Origin of the sequence: Streptomyces sp. NPDC048483, from assembly GCF_040651455.1 — a bacterium.
In the GTDB taxonomy this organism is placed as follows: domain Bacteria; phylum Actinomycetota; class Actinomycetes; order Streptomycetales; family Streptomycetaceae; genus Streptomyces.
Genome location: NZ_JBEZJZ010000085.1, coordinates 1 through 19980, shown reverse-complemented (window position 1 = coordinate 19980; position 19980 = coordinate 1). Strand labels below are relative to the sequence as shown.

The 19980-nt window shown below is 71.4% G+C and carries 17 protein-coding genes, 1 rRNA gene and 1 pseudogene; 9 read left to right on the top strand and 10 right to left on the bottom strand.

What is annotated here, in order from left to right; translation table 11 throughout:
- Positions 1 to 190: 190 nt before the first annotated feature.
- Positions 191 to 1738 carry a S41 family peptidase gene (locus AB0D04_RS31600; protein ID WP_362710237.1) on the top strand — a complete coding sequence of 516 codons (1548 nt, stop codon included), beginning with the start codon at positions 191 to 193 and terminating at the stop codon, positions 1736 to 1738.
- On the opposite strand, the gene AB0D04_RS31595 is transcribed toward AB0D04_RS31600, so the two are convergent.
- From AB0D04_RS31595 to AB0D04_RS31585, 3 genes are read right to left on the bottom strand one after another with little or no spacing between them, the layout of a single operon-like run.
- Positions 1735 to 2676: an NAD kinase gene (locus AB0D04_RS31595; protein ID WP_362710234.1), complete on the bottom strand. Its 942-nt coding sequence runs from the start codon at positions 2674 to 2676 to the stop codon at positions 1735 to 1737. The genes AB0D04_RS31600 and AB0D04_RS31595 overlap by 4 nt on opposite strands.
- Positions 2673 to 3488: a TlyA family RNA methyltransferase gene (locus tag AB0D04_RS31590; RefSeq protein WP_362710231.1), complete on the bottom strand. Its 816-nt coding sequence runs from the start codon at positions 3486 to 3488 to the stop codon at positions 2673 to 2675. Before AB0D04_RS31590 ends, AB0D04_RS31595 begins: the two co-directional genes overlap by 4 nt.
- Positions 3489 to 3495: 7 nt before the next feature.
- Entirely contained in the window at positions 3496 to 3786 is a 291-nt protein-coding gene (locus tag AB0D04_RS31585; protein ID WP_362710229.1) for a hypothetical protein, read from the bottom strand.
- 74 nt (positions 3787 to 3860) lie between these two features.
- On the opposite strand from AB0D04_RS31585, the gene AB0D04_RS31580 reads away from it, so the two are divergent.
- Positions 3861 to 4208, top strand: a complete 348-nt coding sequence (locus tag AB0D04_RS31580; RefSeq protein ID WP_362710226.1) for a sterol-binding protein — start codon at positions 3861 to 3863, stop codon at positions 4206 to 4208.
- Here the strand turns inward: AB0D04_RS31580 and AB0D04_RS31575 are convergent.
- The 3 genes from AB0D04_RS31575 to AB0D04_RS31565 all read right to left on the bottom strand — a co-directional run bounded on the left by AB0D04_RS31575 (position 4192) and on the right by AB0D04_RS31565 (position 7264).
- Complete coding sequence (locus AB0D04_RS31575) at positions 4192 to 5013, bottom strand: ABC transporter ATP-binding protein (RefSeq protein ID WP_362710224.1); 822 nt, start codon at positions 5011 to 5013, stop codon at positions 4192 to 4194. The two genes, AB0D04_RS31580 and AB0D04_RS31575, sit on opposite strands and share 17 nt — an antisense overlap.
- A gap of 131 nt (positions 5014 to 5144) precedes the next feature.
- Complete coding sequence (locus AB0D04_RS31570) at positions 5145 to 6221, bottom strand: iron chelate uptake ABC transporter family permease subunit (protein WP_362710275.1); 1077 nt, start codon at positions 6219 to 6221, stop codon at positions 5145 to 5147.
- Positions 6222 to 6238: 17 nt separating this feature from the next.
- Positions 6239 to 7264 (bottom strand): iron chelate uptake ABC transporter family permease subunit, encoded by a 1026-nt coding sequence (locus AB0D04_RS31565; protein ID WP_362710272.1) that lies wholly within the window; start codon positions 7262 to 7264, stop codon positions 6239 to 6241.
- A gap of 121 nt (positions 7265 to 7385) precedes the next feature.
- On the opposite strand from AB0D04_RS31565, the gene AB0D04_RS31560 reads away from it, so the two are divergent.
- Positions 7386 to 8414 (top strand): ABC transporter substrate-binding protein, encoded by a 1029-nt coding sequence (locus AB0D04_RS31560; protein ID WP_362710222.1) that lies wholly within the window; start codon positions 7386 to 7388, stop codon positions 8412 to 8414.
- An 80-nt stretch (positions 8415 to 8494) separates the two neighbouring features.
- Positions 8495 to 9406: a siderophore-interacting protein gene (locus AB0D04_RS31555; protein WP_362710220.1), complete on the top strand. Its 912-nt coding sequence runs from the start codon at positions 8495 to 8497 to the stop codon at positions 9404 to 9406.
- Between the two features lie 44 nt (positions 9407 to 9450).
- On the opposite strand, the gene AB0D04_RS31550 is transcribed toward AB0D04_RS31555, so the two are convergent.
- Positions 9451 to 10476, bottom strand: a complete 1026-nt coding sequence (locus AB0D04_RS31550; protein ID WP_362710217.1) for an HAD-IIA family hydrolase — start codon at positions 10474 to 10476, stop codon at positions 9451 to 9453.
- Between the two features lie 176 nt (positions 10477 to 10652).
- On the opposite strand from AB0D04_RS31550, the gene AB0D04_RS31545 reads away from it, so the two are divergent.
- The 5 genes from AB0D04_RS31545 (at position 10653) to AB0D04_RS31525 (ending at position 17510) form a co-directional block, all read left to right on the top strand.
- Positions 10653 to 11918 (top strand): DUF1015 domain-containing protein, encoded by a 1266-nt coding sequence (locus AB0D04_RS31545; protein WP_362710215.1) that lies wholly within the window; start codon positions 10653 to 10655, stop codon positions 11916 to 11918.
- Between the two features lie 161 nt (positions 11919 to 12079).
- A complete protein-coding gene (locus AB0D04_RS31540) occupies positions 12080 to 13729 on the top strand; it encodes an aspartate aminotransferase family protein (protein WP_362710212.1) in 1650 nt (549 codons plus the stop codon).
- A 117-nt stretch (positions 13730 to 13846) separates the two neighbouring features.
- Positions 13847 to 15148 (top strand): lysine N(6)-hydroxylase/L-ornithine N(5)-oxygenase family protein, encoded by a 1302-nt coding sequence (locus AB0D04_RS31535; protein ID WP_362710270.1) that lies wholly within the window; start codon positions 13847 to 13849, stop codon positions 15146 to 15148.
- On the top strand, positions 15145 to 15714 hold the full coding sequence (locus tag AB0D04_RS31530) for a GNAT family N-acetyltransferase (protein ID WP_362710210.1): 570 nt from the start codon (positions 15145 to 15147) through the stop codon (positions 15712 to 15714). Before AB0D04_RS31535 ends, AB0D04_RS31530 begins: the two co-directional genes overlap by 4 nt.
- Positions 15711 to 17510 carry an IucA/IucC family siderophore biosynthesis protein gene (locus tag AB0D04_RS31525; RefSeq protein WP_362710208.1) on the top strand — a complete coding sequence of 600 codons (1800 nt, stop codon included), beginning with the start codon at positions 15711 to 15713 and terminating at the stop codon, positions 17508 to 17510. The genes AB0D04_RS31530 and AB0D04_RS31525 overlap by 4 nt, the downstream gene beginning before the upstream one ends.
- 68 nt (positions 17511 to 17578) lie before the next feature.
- Here AB0D04_RS31525 and AB0D04_RS31520 read toward each other — a convergent pair whose 3' ends face one another.
- From AB0D04_RS31520 to rrf, 3 genes and pseudogenes are all read right to left on the bottom strand, one after another.
- The gene (locus tag AB0D04_RS31520; protein ID WP_362710267.1) at positions 17579 to 18298 is read right to left on the bottom strand and encodes a hypothetical protein; all 720 of its coding nucleotides are present in this window, start codon (positions 18296 to 18298) and stop codon (positions 17579 to 17581) included.
- Positions 18299 to 18646: 348 nt separating this feature from the next.
- A pseudogene (locus AB0D04_RS31515) lies at positions 18647 to 19582 on the bottom strand (hypothetical protein); the annotation flags it as partial.
- A gap of 93 nt (positions 19583 to 19675) precedes the next feature.
- Positions 19676 to 19792, bottom strand: a 5S ribosomal RNA gene (gene rrf / locus AB0D04_RS31510).
- Positions 19793 to 19980: the final 188 nt, after the last annotated feature.

Sequence of the window (19980 nt, the reverse complement as noted above, 5' to 3'; positions counted from 1 at the left end):
ACGACCTTACGAGGTCCGGGGGTGGCCCCGCGACGGCCTCCCCCCGACTCCTGCGCTCCGCTGCCCGCGCCTTGCGGAAAACCCCACCCGAACCCGGAGGGATACCTCATGGTGCGGGTCCGCACTGATCCATCACGCTGAGTAATGCCAGGAAAGGAAAGATGACCTCCGGAAAGGGAATGGTGTCCTCGTGCACACGAACGACGTCCCCGCGAAAGGCGTCCTCCCGATCAGCGCCGCGCGCCGCCGCTCCCGCCGCCCCGGCCGGGCACCGCTGCTCCTGACGACCTTGACCGTCCTGACCGCCCTCGCCACCACCGCGGCGTGCGGCGCCCCGGCCAAACCGTCCCGCGCGAGGGGCTCGGACAACCACGCCCGTGGCACGGCGGGGACCCCGGCACCGGCCGGCTCCCTCGAGGGCGTCTGGCGGACGGACGGCTACGGCACCCTGGTCGCCATCAAGGGCCGCAGCCTGCGGACGTACGAGACCACCGCCCTCAGCTGCCTGCCCGGCTCCGTCACCGGCACCCGCGCGGGCGCCCCCGACGCACACGGCCGCAGCCGCTTCACGGTCCCCGACGCCGCCCCCGTCGCCGTGTCACCGGCCGGTCCCGCCCGCGCCGGCCTGACCTTCGAGGACAATGCCGGCCGGCGCACCCTGCACCGCATCCACGGCCTGCCCGCCCGGTGCGCCGAGCGCCCGTCCCACGACCCGCGCGCGGTGTTCGACGTCCTCTGGCAGACCTACGCCGAGAACTACCCCTTCTTCCGCGCGAAGAAGATCGACTGGACGGCGGTCCGCGACCGCTACCGTCCCCGCATCACGGCAAGGACCACCGACGGCGAACTCTTCGCGGTGCTGCGCACGATGATCGAGCCGCTGCACGACGCGCACACCAGCATCGACGCCGGCCCCGACCGGCACTACGCCGGCAAACGCCCCGGCACGGTCCTGCCCACCCCCGAATCCACCGCCCGGATCGCCACCGCCATCGCGGCGCATCTCGGGCCGGGGGTCACTCAGCGCCACTGGGCGGACGGCAAGCTCTCCTACGCCGATCTCCCCGGCCGCATCGGCTACTTCCGCATCACCCAGTTCACCGACTACACCGAGAAGGGCGACTACGCCGGCGATGTCGCCGTACTCGACCGCGCCCTGAACTCCGTGTTCACCAAGGCCCGTACGCACGGCCCGACAGCCCTGCGCGGCCTCATCGTCGATGTCCGGCTCAACGGCGGCGGCGCGGACCCGCTCGGCCTGCGGATCGCCTCCCGGCTCACCGACCGTCCGTATCTCGCGTACACCAAGCGGGCGCGCAACAACCCGTCCGACCCGGGGAAGTTCACCCGGCCCCAGCCGATCCGGATTCACCCGCACCGGGGCCCCGTCCACACCGGCCCGCTGACGGTCCTCACCGGGCCGCTGACGATCAGCGCGGGCGAGACCTTCACCCAGTCACTGATGGGCCGCTCCCCCTCGGCCACCCGGATCGGGCAGAACACCCAGGGCGTGTTCTCCGACGTCCTGGACCGCACCCTCCCGAACGGCTGGAGCTTCGGCCTCCCCAACGAGGAATTCCTGACCGCCGACGGCCACACCTTCGACGGCCCCGGCATTCCTCCGGGCCTCCGCACCCCCGTCTTCACCGACGAGGAGCTGAAGACCCGCCGCGACTCCGCACTCACCCGCGCCCGCGCACTCCTGGGCCGCCCTTCGCCCGGGGCCGTACGGCCCTAGTGCGGCGCCCCCCGCCACCCGGCCACCGGCAGGGCGAACTTGGCCACCAGACGATCGGTGAAGGAGGCATGATGCAGCCGCGCCAGGCGTACGGGCACGGCGCCGCGGCGGACCTCCACGCGGGCGCCCGCGGGGAGTTCGACGCTGCGACGGCCGTCGCACCACAGCACGCCGTGCGGGGTCTTGGGCTGGACCTCGACCGCCAGCACCGAACGCGGGGAGGTGACCAGCGGCTTGGCGAACAGGGCATGGGCGCTGATCGGGACCATCAGCAGGGCCTCGACCTCGGGCCAGACCACCGGGCCGCCCGCCGAGAAGGCATAGGCCGTCGAGCCGGTGGGGGTCGCGCAGACCACGCCGTCACCGCCGAAGCGCGAGACGGGCCGGCCGTCGACCTCGGTGACAACCTCGAGCATCCGCTCCCGCGCGGCCTTCTCCACGGACGCCTCGTTCAGCGCCCAGTCGGTGTGCACGACGCTGCCGTTGTTGCGTACCAGCACATCGAGGGTCATCCGCTCCTCGACCTCGTACGCGCGGGTGACGACCCGGTCGACCACCTTGTCGAGATCGTCGCGTTCGGCCTCCGCCAGGAAGCCGACCCGGCCGAGGTTGACGCCGAGCATCGGCACCCCGGACGTCCGGGCGAAGTCCGCTCCGCGCAGCAGCGTCCCGTCACCGCCGAGGACCACCAGCAGTTCGCAGCCCTCGGCAGCGCACTGCTCGGACTCGACGCGCTGGACCTCCGGCGGCAGCGGCAGATCCGCGGCCTCCTCCGCCAGGACCCGTACGCCGATGCCGCTGCGCAGCAGCCCCTGGACGACGAGTTCGGCGCTGCGGATGGCCGCGGGGCGGCCGGTGTGCGCGAGCAGGAAAACCGTCCGCTTCGCGCCGCTGTGTTCGTGTGCTGCGCTGCCTTCAACTGCCTTGGTTGTGGTCAACGAGGCCCCTCCGCCACTGCACGGTCGACATCCGCCGGGTCGAGTGCTGGCGCCCCGGCGCGCAGCCACAGAAAGTACTCGACATTCCCGGAAGGTCCGGGCAGCGGGCTCGCAGTCACGCCAACTACGCCGAGCCCCAGTTCGGCGGCGCGGGCCGCGACGCCGCGCACCGCCTCGACCCGCAGCTCCGCGCTGCGCACCACCCCGCCGCTGCCCAGCCGCTCCTTGCCCACCTCGAACTGCGGCTTGACCATCAGGACGAGGTCGGCGTCGGGGGCCGCGCAGGCAACGAGCGCGGGCAGGACCAGGCCGAGGGGGATGAAGGAGAGATCGCCGACGATGAGGTCGACCGGCTGCGCGTCGATCTGCTCGAGCGTCAACTCCCGTACGTTCGTCCGGTCCTTCACGGTGACCCGGTCGTCGCTCTGCAGCGACCAGGCGAGCTGTCCGTAACCGACGTCGACGGCGACCACGTGCCCGGCCCCGGCGCGCAGCAGGACATCGGTGAAGCCGCCGGTCGAGGCGCCGGCGTCCAGCGCCCGACGGCCCTTGATCTGCAGGCCTTGCGGGACGAAGGCGGCGAACGCGCCGGCCAGCTTGTGGCCGCCGCGCGAGACGTAGTCGGGGTCGCCGGCGTCCTCGCGTACGACGACGGCCGCGGCGGTCTCCACCTGGGTGGCGGCCTTGGTCGCGGTGGTCCCGCCGACGGTCACCCGTCCGGCGGCGATCAGCTGGCTCGCGTGCTCCCGCGAGCGGGCCAGCTTGCGGCGCACCAGCTCCGCGTCGAGTCGGCGTCGTGCCACTCCTGCCACCTGTGGTTCAGCTCCTGTTGTCGTACGTGGTCGAGGACGGTGCGGGCGGCCCCGGGCGCTGGTCGAGAGCGGCCAGCGCATCACGCAGCCCGCGGTGCACATCCTCGTACACCTCGAGGTGGCCGCTTGCGGGGAGGTGATCGGCATCGGCGAGACGCCGCAGCTGGGCGTCGACCGCCGCGTCCCCGGTGGGCGTGACGGCAACCCCGAGCGGCTGCGGCACGGCAGACCCCAGGGGCTCTTCGGTCGCGTCCCCCGCGGCTGCCTCCGGCCCCTGGCCGGACGTCGGCTCTTCCATACCCCAGACGCTACCTTGGCCGAGGGTGCCGGCGGCGAACGAGCCGCTCGCGACCTGGCGTATCGTCGCCCACGATGGCAACCCTCGACCAGTGCCGCGCCGCGCTCGACCGGCTGGCCCAGAACATGACCACGGCGGACGGCGACGTGCGCAGCGCCGCCGCCCTCGACCGCTCGCTCAGCTGCCGCATCACCGACCTGGACGTGACGTTCCTCGGGCGGCTGGCCGACGGCACCATCAAGGACGTCACCCACGTCCCGGGCCCGCCGCCGTACAAGGCCGAGATCCGCCTCGCGATGACCGGCGACGATCTGGTGGCGATGGTGGACGGCCGGCTCAACTTCGCCAGGGCCTGGGGCAGCGGCCGAGTCAAGCTGGAAGCGGGCCTGCGCGACCTGCTGCGTCTCAGGACGCTGCTGTAGCCCTGGCGGCCGCCGCCTTACGGGGCCTGCGCGCCGCCGGGACCACCAGCGGGGTCGCGGTCTCCGGATCGTCGATGACCTGGCAGGACAGCCCGAAGACCCGCTCCACCAGCTCCGCCGTGACGATGTCGGACGGCGCGCCCTCGGCGATGACGGCTCCGTCCTTCATGGCGATGAGGTGGGTGGCGTAGCGGGCGGCGTGGTTGAGGTCGTGCAGCACGGCGACCAGGGTGCGTCCCTGCTCCTCGTGCAGCTCCGCGCACAGGTCCAGCACCTCGATCTGATGCTGAATGTCCAGGTATGTCGTCGGCTCGTCCAGGAGGAACAACGGCGTCTGCTGGGCCAGCGCCATGGCGATCCAGACGCGTTGGCGCTGCCCGCCGGAGAGTTCGTCGACATAGCGCTCAGCCAGTTCGCCGACGCCGGTGGCCGCCATCGACTCCCGGACGATCCGCTCGTCCTCGGCCGACCACTGCCGCAGCAGGCCCTGGTGCGGGTAACGGCCGCGCGCCACCAGGTCCGCGACGGTGATCCCGTCCGGTGCGATGGACGTCTGCGGCAGCAGCCCGAGCGTCCGGGCGACCTTCTTGGCCGGCAGCGAGGAGATCGCCGACCCGTCCAGCAGGACCGCTCCCGCGCTGGGCCTGAGCATCCGCGACAGGGCGCGCAGCAGCGTGGACTTGCCGCAGGCGTTGGGGCCGACGATGACCGTGAAGGAGTGGTCGGGAATGGTGACCGAGAGGTTCTCGGCGATGACCCGCTGGTCGTAGGCGAGGGTGACGTTCTCGGCCGCGAGACGGCTCACTGCAAGGCTCCTGGGATTGTGGTGATCACTGCTGTGGTCCGGCGTCCGCCGGACCGGTTCCGGGCCGTCGACGGCCCCCGGCTCACGTCCGTCACCGGCTCACGTCCGCCCCCACTCACATCCGTCCCCGCTCACATCCGTCCCGCCCGCCGCTCGGTCGCCAGCAGCCACAGCAGATAGCCACCGCCAAGGATGCTGGTCAGGACGCCCACCGGCAGCTGATCGGCGCCGAAGAGCCGCTGCGAGGACCAGTCGGCGGCGACCAGCAGCGCGGCGCCCATCAGGGCGGCGGGCAGCAGATTGGGGCCGGGTGAGCGCGTGAGCCGCCGGGCGAGCGGGGGTGCGGTCAGGGCCACGAAGGAGATGGGCCCGGCCGCGGCGGCGGCGGAGGCGAAGAGCAGCACCGCGCCCAGCAGCGTCACGAGCCGGATCCGGTCGACCCGCACCCCGAGCGCATACGCCGCGTCGTCGCCCATCTCCAGCATCCGCAGCGGGCGTCCGCAGAGCAGCAGCAGCGGCAGGAGTACGGCGCAGGCGGCGGCGAGCGGCCCGACCTGGTCCCAGTCCCGGCCGTTGAGGGAGCCGTTCATCCAGGTGGTGGCCCGGGTCGCCTCGACGATGTTCGCCTTCGTCAGGAGGTAGAGCACCACCGCGTAGAGCATGGCACTGGCCCCGATGCCGACGAGCACGAAGCGGTAGCCCTGGATGCCGCGCTTCCAGGCGAGCAGGAAGATGGCGATACCGGTGGCCACGCCGCCGACGACGGACCCGGCGGCGACCGCGAAGGTCCCGCCCTGGAAGAAGACGATGACGACCAGCGCACCGACGGACGAGCCCTGGGCGAAGCCCAGCACATCGGGGCTGCCGAGCGGGTTGCGGGAGACGGCCTGGAAGACCGCGCCGGAGATCCCGAAGGCGGCGCCGACCAGCAGCCCCACCAGGACGCGCGGCAGCCGCAGGTCCTGGACGATGAACTCCTGGCCGGGGTTGCCGCCGCCGGTGAGCGTGCCGAGCACCTCGGCCGGTGTCATCGGGTAGTCGCCGGAGCCGATCAGCGCGATCGCGGCGGCCAGCGCAAGGGCCGTCAGTACGAGGCAGACGACCACGGCCCGTACGTCCAGGCGCAGCGAGAGCCCGCCCTTGGTCCGTACGGACCGCACGCGCCGCGCTCCGGCCGTCTTTCGCCGCGTGCCCTCCTCGGGCCGCACGGGCGTCACAGCCGAGTTCACAGCTGGGCCATCCTTCGACGCCGTACGAGGTAGATGAAGACCGGGCCGCCGACGACGGCCGTGACGATGCCGGCCTGCAGTTCGCCCGGCCGGGCCAGCACCCGGCCGAGGATGTCCGCGCCGAGCAGCAGGACCGGCGAGAGCACCGCGGAGTACGGCAGGATCCAGCGCAGGTCGGGACCGGTGAGGGCGCGTACGGCATGCGGAACCATCAGGCCGACATAGACGATCGGCCCGCACACCGCGGTCGCCCCGCCGCACAGCAGGGTGACCGCGACCATCGCCAGGACGCGGGTGCGGGTCAGCTTGGCGCCCAGGGCGCGCGCCTGGTCGTCGCCGAGCGCGATGGCGTTCAGCGGCCGGGCGAGCAGCAGCGCGAGGACGGCGCCGACCGCCAGGAACGGCGCGATCCCGGTGACCGTCGGCATGGTGGCGGCGGCCAGCGAACCGACCGTCCAGAAGCGCATTTTGTCCAGCGCCGCGGTGTCCATGAGGTTGACGGCGTTGAGGTAGCCGGTCAGGACGGCGGTGAGCGCGGTGCCGGCCAGGGCGAGCCGTACAGGCGTGGCACTGCGGGTGCCGCCGAGGACGTACACGGCGGCGGAGACCACCGCGGCGCCGAGGAAGGCGAACCACACATAGCCGGTCAGCGAGGTGACGCCGAAGAAGCTGATGGCGGAGACGACCGCGGCCGATGCGCCGGCGTTGATGCCGAGAACTCCGGGGTCGGCGAGGGGATTTCGGGTCAGCGCCTGCATGACCGTGCCGGCCAGGCCCAGCGCGGTGCCGACGATGACGCCGAGGAGGGTACGAGGCAGCCGCACATCGCGGACGACGACGTCGGTGGCGGAGCCGGAGTAGTGGAAGAGGCCGTGCCACACCTGGTCGAGGGGTATCTGTTTGGCGCCGACGGCGATGCCGAGGACGGTGATGACGGCCAGTACGGCCACGGAGGCGGCCAGCCCCGCGGAGCGCGTGAGCCGCCGGCGCCGCGGCGCCGCCTGGGCCGGGGCCGTTGTCACATGGGCGGGTGATTCGGCTTCGGGGGGACTGTCAACCAACACAGAAGTTAGGTTAGCCTACCCTCACATTTACCGGCCTTGAGGGCCCGCCCCACCCCCGCCCAGAGAGAAGCGCACCCACATGAGCACCCCCCGAAGCGTAACCGTCTCCCGCCGCGGAATCCTGGCCGCGGGCGGCGCCGTCGGCATCGGCGCCCTGCTCGCCGCATGCGGCGGCGACAAGGGCTCAGGGAGCGCCAACGGCGGCGGCAGGGGCGGCCCGTGGTCCTTCACCGACGACCGCAGGAAGAAGGTCTCCCTCAAGAGCACCCCGCAGCGCATCGTCGCCTTCACCGGCACCGCGGCCGCGCTGCACGACTTCGGGATCGACGACCAGATAGCCGGCGTCTTCGGGCCCACCCGGCTCAAGAACGGAAAGCCCGACCCGCAGGCCGGTGACCTCGACATCAACAAGGTCACCATCATCGGCAACGCCTACGACCAGTTCAATGTCGAGAAGTACGCGGGCCTGGCCCCCGATCTGCTGATCACCAACATGTACGAGCCGGGCGATCTGTGGTTCGTACCGCACGAGAGCAAGGACAAGATCACCAAGCTGGCCGAGTCCGTCGCCATCACCTCCGCGCGCGTCCCGCTCATCAAGATCATCGAGCGGTACGCGGAGCTGGCGCAGTCACTCGGCGCCGACCTCAAGGCCAAGAAGGTCGCCGACGCCAAGGCCCGCTTCCACAAGGCCGCCGAGGCACTGCGCAAGGCCGCCAAGGCGCACCCCGTCAAGGTGCTCGCCTGCTCCGGCAGCCCCGACCTCTTCTACGCCTCCAACCCCGGCATCAACGCCGACCTCATGTACTTCAAGTCTCTCGGCGTCGACCTGATCGTCCCCGACCACCTGGACAAGAGCGGCTACTTCGAGAGCCTGAGCTGGGAGAACGCCGACAAGTACCCGGCCGATGTCCTCCTGCTGGACAACCGGACCGCCACCCTCCAGCCCAAGGACCTGGCCGCCAAGCCCTCCTGGGCCAAGCTGCCCGCCGTCAAGGCCGGCCAGGTCACCGCCTGGTCGAGCGAGCCGCGCTTCTCGTACGCGGGCGCGGCGCCGCTGCTCGAGTCGCTCACCAAGGCCATCGAGGGCGCCAAGAAGGTCAGCTGACGCAACGGCCGCGGTGGAACGCCGGTACGGGGCCACCGCGGCCGCACCACCCCCCACCACCCCTACGGAAGGTCCCCGACATGACCACGACCGCCGCTCCCGCCACCGCGCCCTTCCGCTTCTTCGATGTCCATGTCGTCCGCGCCCTGCGGGTGAGCACCTCCGTGGTCCGCATCACCTTCGGCGGCGACCGGCTGGACGAGCTGGCGTCCGGCGGTCGCGACCAGCGCTTCAAGCTCTTCCTCCCGCAGCCCCACCAGGCCCGGCCGGTCTTCCACGACACCGGGGACGGCTGGTACACCGCGTGGCGGGCGCAGGACCCGGCCGAGCGCCCGGTGATGCGCTCGTACACGATCCGCGAACAGCGCCATCAGCCACGGGAGTTCGACGTGGACTTCGCGCTCCACGGTGCCGGGCACGACGGGAATCCGGGAGGCGGCCCCGCCTCGCGATGGGCCGCCGCCGCCCGGCCCGGCGGCCGGCTGACCGTCCTCGCCCCCGCCGTCGAGGACAACGGCGGCGTCGACTTCCGGCCACCGCCCGGCACCGACTGGATCCTGCTCACCGGCGACGAGACGGCGCTGCCCGCGATCGCCGGCATCCTGGCCTGGCTGTCCCCCGGCACCCGGGCCAAGGTCTGGATCGAGATCGCCCACGAGGACGACCGGCAGCCGCTGCCCACCTTCGCCGACGCCGACATCACCTGGCTCGTCCGGGACGGCGCGGACGCCGCGCACCACGGACCGGACGCCGCCTCGCTCGGGCCGGTGCCGGCCGCGCTGCGCGCCGCGGAGCTGCCCGAGGGCACCCCGTACTCCTGGATCGCCGGCGAGGCCGGAACCGTCAAGGCGGTCCGCCGGCATCTCGTACGGGAGCGCGGAATCGACCGCAGGGCCGTGAAGTTCACCGGCTACTGGCGGCGCGGCGCCACCGAGGAGGACCTGATCGCGGAGCTGACGGCGGGCACGGCCCCCGCCTCCGACGAGGACTGAGCGGCCCTCGGCACGGGCCCCGCACGGGGCGGGGCCCCTCACCCTCACATCCCGATCCGCGCCAGCGCCTTCCCCGCGTCCGCCCCGCAACTGCCGTCCCCCGCCGCCGTCCAGGCCGCCGCGCACAGCGCCCGCAGCCCGTCCAGCGGCGCACCGTCGCCCTCCAGGACGAGCGCGTCACCGGCCGCCCCGGCCCGCCAGCCGCCGCACCGGAAGCCGCCGTCGTCCGGGGTCACCGGAGACTGCGGCTCCAGCACACCGCGCAGATCGGCGTCCACATACGTCGGCCGGTGCTGCGGCGGCGCGGCCAGCAGCTCCGCGGCCGTGGTGACGCCGGTGAGCACCAGCAGCGAGTCCACCCCGCCGTTGCAGGCGCCCTCGATGTCCGTATCGAGCCGGTCGCCGATCACCAGCGGCCGCTGCGCCCCGGTCCGCAGCACGGTCTCGCGGTGCATCGGCGGCTGCGGTTTGCCGGCCACCTGCGGTGTGCCGCCCGCGGCGATCCGTACGATCTCCACCAACGCGCCGTTGCCGGGGGCGATCCCGCGCTCCTTGGGGATGGTCAGATCGGTGTTGGACGCGAACCACGGCACCCCGCGCTGCACCGCATACGCCGCCTCCGCCAGCCGCGCCCAGTCCAGCGTCGGGTCAAAGCCCTGCACCACGGCCGCCGGGCCGTCGTCCGCCGAATCGACGGGCTCCAGCCCGCGCTCGCGCAGCGCCACCCGCAGCCCCTCGCCCCCGACGGCCAGCACCCGCGCGCCCGGCGGTACCTGCTCCGAGATCAGCCGCGCCACCGCCTGCGCCGAGGTGATCACATCGTCCGGCCCGGTCGGCAGCCCGAAGCCGCTGAGCTGATCGGCCACCGCCTGCGGGGTACGGGCGGCGTTATTGGTCACATACGCCAGGTGCATCCCGCCGTCCCGCGCCGCCGTCAGCGACTCCACGGCGTGCTCGATGGCGTCCCCGCCGGCGTAGACGACCCCGTCCAGATCCAGCAGCGCGGTGTCGTACGCCTCACTCAGCGCGCGCTCGCACCCGTCGGGCTGCCTGCGAATCTGCTCGTTCATGCCGTCTCGCTCCTGGCTCCACGCGTCGTCCCCCCAGTGTCCGATGCGCCTGCCGGCGCCTGCGCTCCGGGTCCGTGCTCCGTCCCGCACCCACCGGCATTCCAGCCGATATTTCCGGCCAGAGGCGGGCTGTACCCCGATCTTCCCTCATCGCGCAATCGGCATAGCATTCTTCAATGACCAGCACCGACGGCCTTCGCCTCCTCCCGTTCCGTGGACTGCGCTATGCCCCGGACCGGGTCAGCAGCCTGACCGCTGTCACCTCCCCGCCGTACGACGTCGTGGTCCGGCCGGACGGCGTACGCGAACTGGAGACCGCGGACCCGTACAACATCGTCCGGCTGATCCTCCCGCACGCCCCCGACCCTGCCGCCCGCCACCGCCAGGCCGCCGACACGCTGCGCCGCTGGCGCGCGGAAGGCGTCCTGCGGCCGGACGAGAGGCCCGCCCTGTATGTGTACGAGCAGCGCAGCGGCGAGGTGCTCCAGCGCGGGCTGATCGGCGCGCTGCGCCTGGACGGGCCGGTGCTGCCGCACGAGGACGTCATCCCCGAGGTGGTCGAGGACCGGGCCGCGCTGATGCGCGAGGCGGCCGCCAATTTCGAGCCGTTGCTGCTCTCCTACCGCGGCCGGGGTACGGCCACCGGCGCCACCGCCGTGATCGAGCGCACCGTGCAGTCCGCCCCGCTGCTGGCCACCACCACGGAGGACGGCTTCGCGCACCGTCTGTGGGCCGTGAGCGACCCCGCCGACCTGGCCGCCATCAACGACGATCTCGCCCAACGGGAGGCGCTGATCGCCGACGGCCACCACCGCTGGGCGACGTACCAGCGGCTGTACGAGCAGCAGCCGGGCGCCACTTCGGCGTCCCCCTGGGCGTCCGGCCTGGTGCTGCTGGTCGACACCGCCCGCTATCCGCTCCAGGTCCGGGCGATCCACCGCGTCCTGCCGCATCTGCCGCTGAGCAAGGCGCTGGCGGGCGTGACCGGCGCGTTCCGTGCCCGCCGGCTGCCGGGCGACCTGTCCGCCGCCCTGGAAGCGCTGGAGGAGACGCCCGGCAACGCCTTCGTCCTGGCCGGCGGGCCGGACTCCTTCCACCTCCTGGACCGTCCCGATGCCGATCTGCTCGACCGTACGATCCGCCCCGACCGCCCCGAGGCATGGCGGAGGCTGGATGCCACCGTGCTGCACTCCGTCCTCCTGGACGAGGTCTGGCGCATTCCCGACCATCCGTCGGACATCGGCTATCTGCATCACGCCGAGGCCGCCGTCGCACAGGCCGCCCGGAACGGCGGCACGGCCGTCCTGATGCGTGCGACCTCCGAGGACACGGTCCGTCAACTCGCGCGGTACGGCGTGACGATGCCCCGCAAGTCCACGTCCTTCGGCCCCAAGCCCGCCACCGGGCTCGTCCTGCGCACGCTGGACGACGGCGAGAACTGAACCCACCGGGATCCGGTCCCCTGGACGGCACCCCGCACCCATCCGAGTGACTAGTTAGGTTAGGCTTACCTCACTACGTCGCCCGGGTGGGTTTGCCCACCCCTGCGCACCCCTCCGCCTGCGCAGGACGTGGTCAAGTCCGTATCAGGGAGGACACCTTCATGAGCCTCCTCGCGCCTTTTGCCGAGGACCCGGCCGGCATACGAGCCATCGCACCGGCCGCCATATCCCCCGCCGAACCGGCCGACGCCCCCGTGGCCGTCGCCGAACCGGCCGACAGCAGGACCCACCTGCTCAACAACGCCACGGCCGCCCGCTACCGCGACACCGTCACCGCATCCGTCGCCCGCATCAGCGCCAAAATCGCCGCCACGGACCGCCCGTTCACCGGAATCTCCGTCGACGGCCTCACCCCCACCGTGGCCGCCGTCGACCTCGAGGCGCCGCTGTACGACCCCGCCGCCGCGCTCGACGAACTCGAAGAGGTCTACCTCCGCGACGCCGTCTACTTCCACCACCCGCGCTATCTCGCGCACCTCAACTGCCCCGTGGTGATCCCCGCGCTGGTCGGCGAGGCCGTCCTCGCCGCCGTCAACTCCTCCCTGGACACCTGGGACCAGAGCGCCGGCGGCACCCTCATCGAGCGCCGCCTGATCGACTGGACGGCCCAACGGATCGGCCTCGGCCCGCAGGCCGACGGCATCTTCACCAGCGGCGGCAGCCAGTCCAACCTCCAGGCCATGCTGCTCGCCCGCGACGAGGCCTGCCGCCGGGAGATGACCCGCGAGAACTCCGCCGAGTTCTCGACTCCGCTCGAACAGGCGGGACCCCCATCCACCGGCGCCCGGCTCACCGACATCCTGCCCCGGCTGCGCATCCTCACCTCCGCATGCAGCCACTTCAGCATCCGTAAGTCGGCCACCCTGCTCGGCATGGGCGCCGAAGCCGTCATCGCCGTCCCGGCCGACGAGCACAAGCGCATGCGCACCGCCGACCTGGCCGCGGAACTGGAGCGCTGCCGGCGCGACGGCCTGATCCCCATGGCGGTCGTCGCCACCGCCGGCACCACCGACTTCGGCTCCATCGACCCGCTGCCCGAGACCGCCGACCTGTGCGCGCAATACGGCGCCTGGATGCATGTCGACGCCGCATACGGCTGCGGCCTGCTGGTCTCCCGCCGCCGCGAGCTGCTCGACGGCATCGAACGGGCCGACTCGGTGACCGTCGACTACCACAAGTCCTTCTTCCAGCCGGTCAGTTCGAGCGCCGTCCTGGTCCGCGACCGCGCCACCCTGCGCCATGTCACCTACCACGCCGACTACCTCAACCCGCGCCGGATGGCGGAGCGACGCATCCCCAACCAGGTCGACAAGTCGATCCAGACCACCCGCCGCTTCGACGCCCTCAAACTCTGGCTCACCCTGCGCATCATGGGCGCGCAAGCCGTCGGCGAACTCTTCGACGAGGTCATCGACCGCGCCGCCGACGCCTGGAAGCTCCTCTACGACGACCCCCGCTTCGAGGTCGTCGTCGAGCCCCAGCTCAGCACCCTGGTCTTCCGGTACGTCCCCGGCACCGACCAGGACCCCGAGCTCCGCGACCAGGTCAACCTGCACGCCCGGGACGCCCTGTTCGCCTCCGGCGAGGCCATCGTCGCGGGCACCACGGTGGACGGCCGCCACTACCTGAAGTTCACCCTGCTCAACCCGGAGACCACGCTCGAGGACATCGCCACCGTCCTCGACCTGATCGCCGAGCACGCCGGCAGTTACCTGGCCGAGCAGCCCCAGCCGGCGCTCAGCGCGCGCTGACCCGCCCCCCGCCCACCTCCCTCGGAGACCTCTGTGTCCGCCCCTTCCGATTCGTCCCGTTACCTCACCCCGTGCGCCGACCCGACCACCACCGCGCACGCCGCCCCGTACGACTTCATCGCCATCGGCCTCGGCCCCTTCAATCTCGGCCTGGCCTGCCTGACCGCACCCGTCAGCGAACTCAACGGCCTGTTCCTCGACAACAAGCCGGCCTTCGACTGGCACCCCGGCATGATGCTCGACAGCAGCCACCTCCAGGTGCCCTTCCTGGCCGACCTGGTCACCCTCGCCGACCCCACCTCGCCCTTCTCCTTCCTCAACTACCTCAAGGAATCGGGCCGGATGTACTCCTTCTACATCCGCGAGAGCTTCTATCCCCTACGGGCCGAGTTCAACGACTACTGCCGCTGGGCGGCCGGCAAACTCGACTCCGTCCGCTTCGGCCACCAGGTCACCACCGTCGAGTACGACGAGCGCGAAGAGCTGTACGTCGTCCACGCCGACCACCTCCCCACCGGCGACCGCCGCACCTTCCGCGCCCGCAAACTCGTCCTCGGCACCGGCACCCCGCCGCACCTCCCCGACGCCTGCCAGGGCCTGGGCGGCGACCTCCTGCACAACGCCGGCTACCTGGACGCCAAGGCCGCCCTGCAGGCCAAGGACTCCGTCACCATCGTCGGCAGCGGCCAGAGCGCGGCCGAGATCTACTACGACCTCCTCCAGGACATCGACAGCCACGGCTACCACCTGACCTGGGCCACCCGCTCCCCCCGCTTCTTCCCCCTCGAATACACCAAGCTCACGCTCGAGATGACCTCACCGGAGTACGTGGACTACTTCCACGCCCTCCCGCAGACCACCCGCGACCGCCTCAACGCCACCCAGAAACACCTCTACAAGGGCATCGACTCCGAGCTCATCAACGACATCTTCGACCTCCTCTACCAAAAGAACCTCGCGGGCCCCGTCCCCACCCGCCTCCTCACCAACACCGCGCTCAACCGGGCGAGTTACGACGGGACGAGCGGCACCTACACGCTCGGCCTGCGCCAGGAGGAACAGGGCCAGGACTTCACCCTCGCCACCCAGGGCCTGATCCTCGCCACCGGCTACCGCTACCGCGTACCGGACTTCCTCACCCCCGTCCGCGACCGGATCGCCTGGGACGACGCCGGCCGCTACGACGTGGCCCGCAACTACAGCATCGACACCACCGGCCACGGCATCTATGTGCAGAACGCCGAGCTGCACACCCATGGCTTCGTCACCCCGGACCTCGGCATGGCCGCATACCGCAACTCCTGCATCATCCGCGAGCTGCTCGGCCGCGAGTACTACCCGGTCGAAAAGGCCATCGCCTTCCAGGAGTTCGCCGCCCCGGCCGGCCCGCACCACCCCATGGAGATCCCCGCAGCATGACCGCCCCCCTCTTCACCCGCACCGACGCCACACTGGGGGACTTCTCCCTGCGGCCCGTGGACCCCGCCGCCGACGCCCCGCTGCTCCACACCTGGGTCACCCACCCCAAAGCCGTCTTCTGGCTGATGCAGGACCACGACCTCGCCGCCGTCGAGAAGGAATTCACGCGCATCGCCGCCGACCCCTTCCACGACGCCTTCCTCGGCCTGCACAACGGCACCCCGGCCTTCCTGATGGAGCGCTACGACCCCGCACACCGCGAACTCGTCGGCATCCACACCGCCGAACCCGGCGACATCGGCATGCACTTCCTCACGGCCCCCACCGCCGCCCCCCTGCACGGCTTCACCCGCGCCGTGATCACCACCGTCATGGAGATGCTCTTCGCCGACCCGGCCACCCGCCGCGTGGTCGTCGAACCGGACGCCCGCAACACCGCCGTCCACGCCCTCAACAAGGCCGTCGGCTTCGAGGTCGTCCGCACCGTCGCCCTCCCCTCCAAAGACGCCCACCTCAGCACCTGCACCCGCGACCAGTTCCTGGCCACCCGAGGAGAGAACCGATGACCGCCGGCACCCGGCCCGCCGCCCAGGACGCCGTCGCCCACCTCACCCCCTCCCTGTGGGCCCACGCCAACCGCCTCCTGATCCGCAAGGCCCTGGCCGAGTTCGCCCATGAGCGCCTGCTCACCCCCAAGCGGCTCCCCCCGGACGGCCACTACGTCATCCGCAGCGACGACGAGACCACCGAGTACCGCTTCGCCGCCCGCAGACAGTCCCTGGACCACTGGCAGATCGACGCGGACAGCATCACCCGCCACCGCGATCACACCGAACTCCCCCTGGACGCCCTGGGGTTCTTCATCGAACTCCGCGAAACGCTGGGCCTGAGCCCGTCGGTCCTCCCCGTCTACCTGGAGGAAATCAGCTCCACCCTCTCCGGTACGGCGTACAAACTGGCCGCCGGCCGGCCCACCGCCCGCGAACTCGCCACCTCCGGCTTCCAGTCCATCGAGACCGGCATGACCGAGGGCCACCCCTGCTTCGTCGCCAACAACGGCCGCCTCGGCTTCGGCATCCACGAGTACCACGCCTACGCCCCCGAAGCCGCCGCCCCCATCCGGCTCCTCTGGCTGGCCGCCCACCGCGACCACGCCACCTTCACCGCCGGCACGGACCTCGACTACGACACCCTCCTCCACACCGAGCTCGACGAAGCCACCCGCACCCGCTTCACCACCACCCTCACCGACCTCGGCCTCGACCCCGCCGACTACTACCTGTTCCCCACCCACCCCTGGCAGTGGTGGAACAAGCTCTCCGTCACCTTCGCCGCCGAGATCGCCCAGCAGCGCCTGGTGTGCCTCGGCCCCGGCGACGACGACTACCTCGCCCAGCAGTCCATCCGTACCTTCTTCAACACCACGACCCCCACCAAGCACTACGTGAAGACGGCCCTCTCCGTCCTCAACATGGGCTTCATGCGCGGCCTGTCCGCCGCCTATATGGAGGCCACCCCCGCCATCAACGACTGGCTCGCCCGCCTGATCGCCGCCGACGGCACCTTCCAGGCCGCCCGCTTCTCGATCATCCGCGAACGCGCCGCCATCGGCTATCACCACCGCCAGTACGAGGCCGCCACCAGCAAGGACTCCCCCTACCGGAAAATGCTCGCCGCCCTGTGGCGCGAAAGCCCCGTCCCCACCCTGGAGCCCGGTCAGCGCCTCGCCACCATGGCGTCCCTCCTGCACACCGACCGCGACGGCGCCTCCCTCGCCGCCGCCCTCATCGAGGAATCCGGCCTGGAACCCGCCACCTGGCTCCGCCGCTATCTCGACGTCTACCTCACCCCCGTCCTCCACGCCTTCTACGCCTACGACCTGGTCTTCATGCCGCACGGCGAGAACGTCATCCTCGTCCTCGAGGACGGCACGGTGACCCGAGCGATCTTCAAGGACATCGCCGAAGAAATCGCCGTCATGGACCCCGGTGCGGTCCTGCCGCCCGCCGTCGAACGCATCCGCGCCGACGTCCCCGAGGACAAAAAGCTCCTCTCCGTCTTCACGGACGTCTTCGACTGCTTCTTCCGCTTCCTGTCCGGCACCCTCGCCGACCACGGCGTCCTCACCGAGGAGACCTTCTGGCGTACGGTCGCCGACTGCATCACCGCCTACCAGGCATCCCACCCCCACCTGGCGGCCAAATTCTCCGCCTACGACCTCTTCACCGACGAGTTCGCCCTCTCCTGCCTCAACCGCCTCCAGCTGCGCAACAACCAGCAGATGGTCGACCTCCAGGACCCGGCAGGCGCCCTCCAGCTGATCGGCACCCTCCGCAACCCCATCGCCCCGTACGCCCCCTGACACCCGCCAAACGCCGAAGGGCGGGACCCCACCCGGGGTCCCGCCCTTCAACCTCACCGCTTCTCTACTCAGCCCTTCTCGGACCGCTCACCACCATCGCCCTCATCGGGCTTGGCGTCCTCATCGAGCTCGTCCTCACCGATGTCCTCGCCATTCTCCAGCGCATCCGTGAACTGCACACCGTCCAGTTCCGCCAGCCGGTCCGAGGCATCCGTGGCGCCGGCCTGATCGGACTCGAGCGCCTTGGCGAACCAGTCACGCGCCTCGTCCTCGCGCCCGACCTCCAGCAGCGCGTCCGCGTACGCGTACCGCAGCCGCGCGGTCCACGGGTGCACGGCGTTCGACGCCAGCTCGGGGCTCTGCAGCGTCACCACCGCCGCGTCCGCCTGCCCCATGTCCCGACGGGCACCCGCCGCGACCAGCCGCATCTCGACCTGCCCAGCCCGGTCCAGCCGCTGCACCTCGGGCTCACCGGCCATCGCCAGCGCCTTCTCCGGCCGGCCCATCCCCCGCTCGCAGTCCGCCATGACGGGCCACAGCTCGACGCCGCCGGTCATCCGCCGCGCCGCCCGGAACTCCCCCAGCGCCTCGCTGTACTTACCGACCGCGTACGCCGCAAAGCCCGCGGCCTCCCGCACGGCCGCAACCCTCGACGCCAGCCGCAGCGCCACCCGCGAGTACCCGTATGCCTTCTCCGGCTCCTCGTCCAGCAGCTTCGCGACCATCACCAGGTTCTTGGCAACATCCTCGGCAAGCGTCTTCGGCAGGCTCAGCAGCTCCTGCCGCACGTCCTTGTCGATCTCGTCACCGGTGACATCCTCCGGAATCGGCAGCCGCTTGATCGGCTCCCGGTCCCGGTCACGCCGGTCATCACGCCGGTCGTCCCGCCCGCGCCCCGCACCGTACGGCCGACGCCCCCGCTCATCGTCCCGCCGGAACCCACCACGGTCATCCCGACGCGGCCCCCGGTCGTCCCTACGGAACCCACCACGGTCGCCACCGGACGGACGGTCATCCCGCCGGAACCCGCCCCGCTCGCCGCCACGTTCATCCCGCCGGTCATCGCGCCGGAACCCGCCGCGGTCACCACCGGAGGGACGGTCGTCCCTACGGAACCCACCACGGTCACCGCCAGAGGGACGGTCATCCCGCCGGAACCCACCACGGTCACCACCGGACGGACGCTCGTCCCGCCGGAACCCACCACGGTCACCACCGGACGGACGCTCGTCCCGCCGGAACCCACCACGGTCACCGCCCGACGGACGGTCATCCCGACGGAACCCACCACGGTCACCGCCCGACGGACGGTCATCCCGACGGAACCCACCACGGTCGTCCCGCCGGTCATCGCGCCGATCGTCCCTGCGGAACCCGCCACGGTCACCACCGGAGGGACGGTCATCACGACGGAATCCACCGCGCTCGCCACCCCGGTCATCCCGACGGTCGCCACCGCGGAAGCCGCCCCGGTCACCACCGGACGGACGGTCGTCCCTACGGAACCCGCCCCGCTCGCCGCCACGTTCGTCGCGCCGGTCGCCACCGCGATACCCACCACGGTCACCACCGGACGGACGGTCATCACGACGGAATCCACCGCGGTCACCGCCGCGCTCTCCACCCCGGTCGTCACGCCGGTCGTCACGCCGGAAACCGCCACCGCGCTCATCATCGCGACGCGGCCCACGCGGCCGGTCGTCCCGGCGGTCTCCGCCCCGGAAGCCGCCCCGGTCACCACCGGACGGACGGTCGTCCCGCCGGAACCCGCCCCGGTCACCACCGCGGTCGTCGCGCCGGTCGCCACCGCGATACCCACCACGGTCACCACCGGACGGACGGTCATCACGACGGAACCCGCCCTGCTCACCGCCACGGTTGTCACGGCCTGCATAGCCGCCACCACCGCCGGCCGGACGCCCACCACGGTCGTTGTCACGACGCGGCCCCCGGTCATCACGCCGGAAACCACCGCGGTCACCGCCGTCGCGCCGCTGCGGCCGGCGCTCCGAACGATCGTCGGAAGAGTTGGTGGACATCGACGTGACTCCTGTCTTCGGTACTGCATTCATTCTCACGCACCGACCACTTCGGCGCGCTTCGGGCAAAACAAAAAGGACCCTTGGTCCCAGCTGAACGCTGGGACCAAGGGTCCTTGAAAGATTGTTCGGCGGCGTCCTACTCTCCCACAGGGTCCCCCCTGCAGTACCATCGGCGCGGAAAGGCTTAGCTTCCGGGTTCGAAATGTAACCGGGCGTTTCCCTAACGCTATGACCACCGAAACCCTATCGGGTTCTAGCGAACAAGCACACTTTTTAGTTAAAGAGTGAAACTTGGTTCAACCAGCGATTGCGACTGTTCGCAACCCGGGAACCACACAGTGGACGCGAGCAACTGAGGACAAGCCCTCGGCCTATTAGTACCAGTCAACTCCACACCTTACGGCGCTTCCATATCTGGCCTATCAACC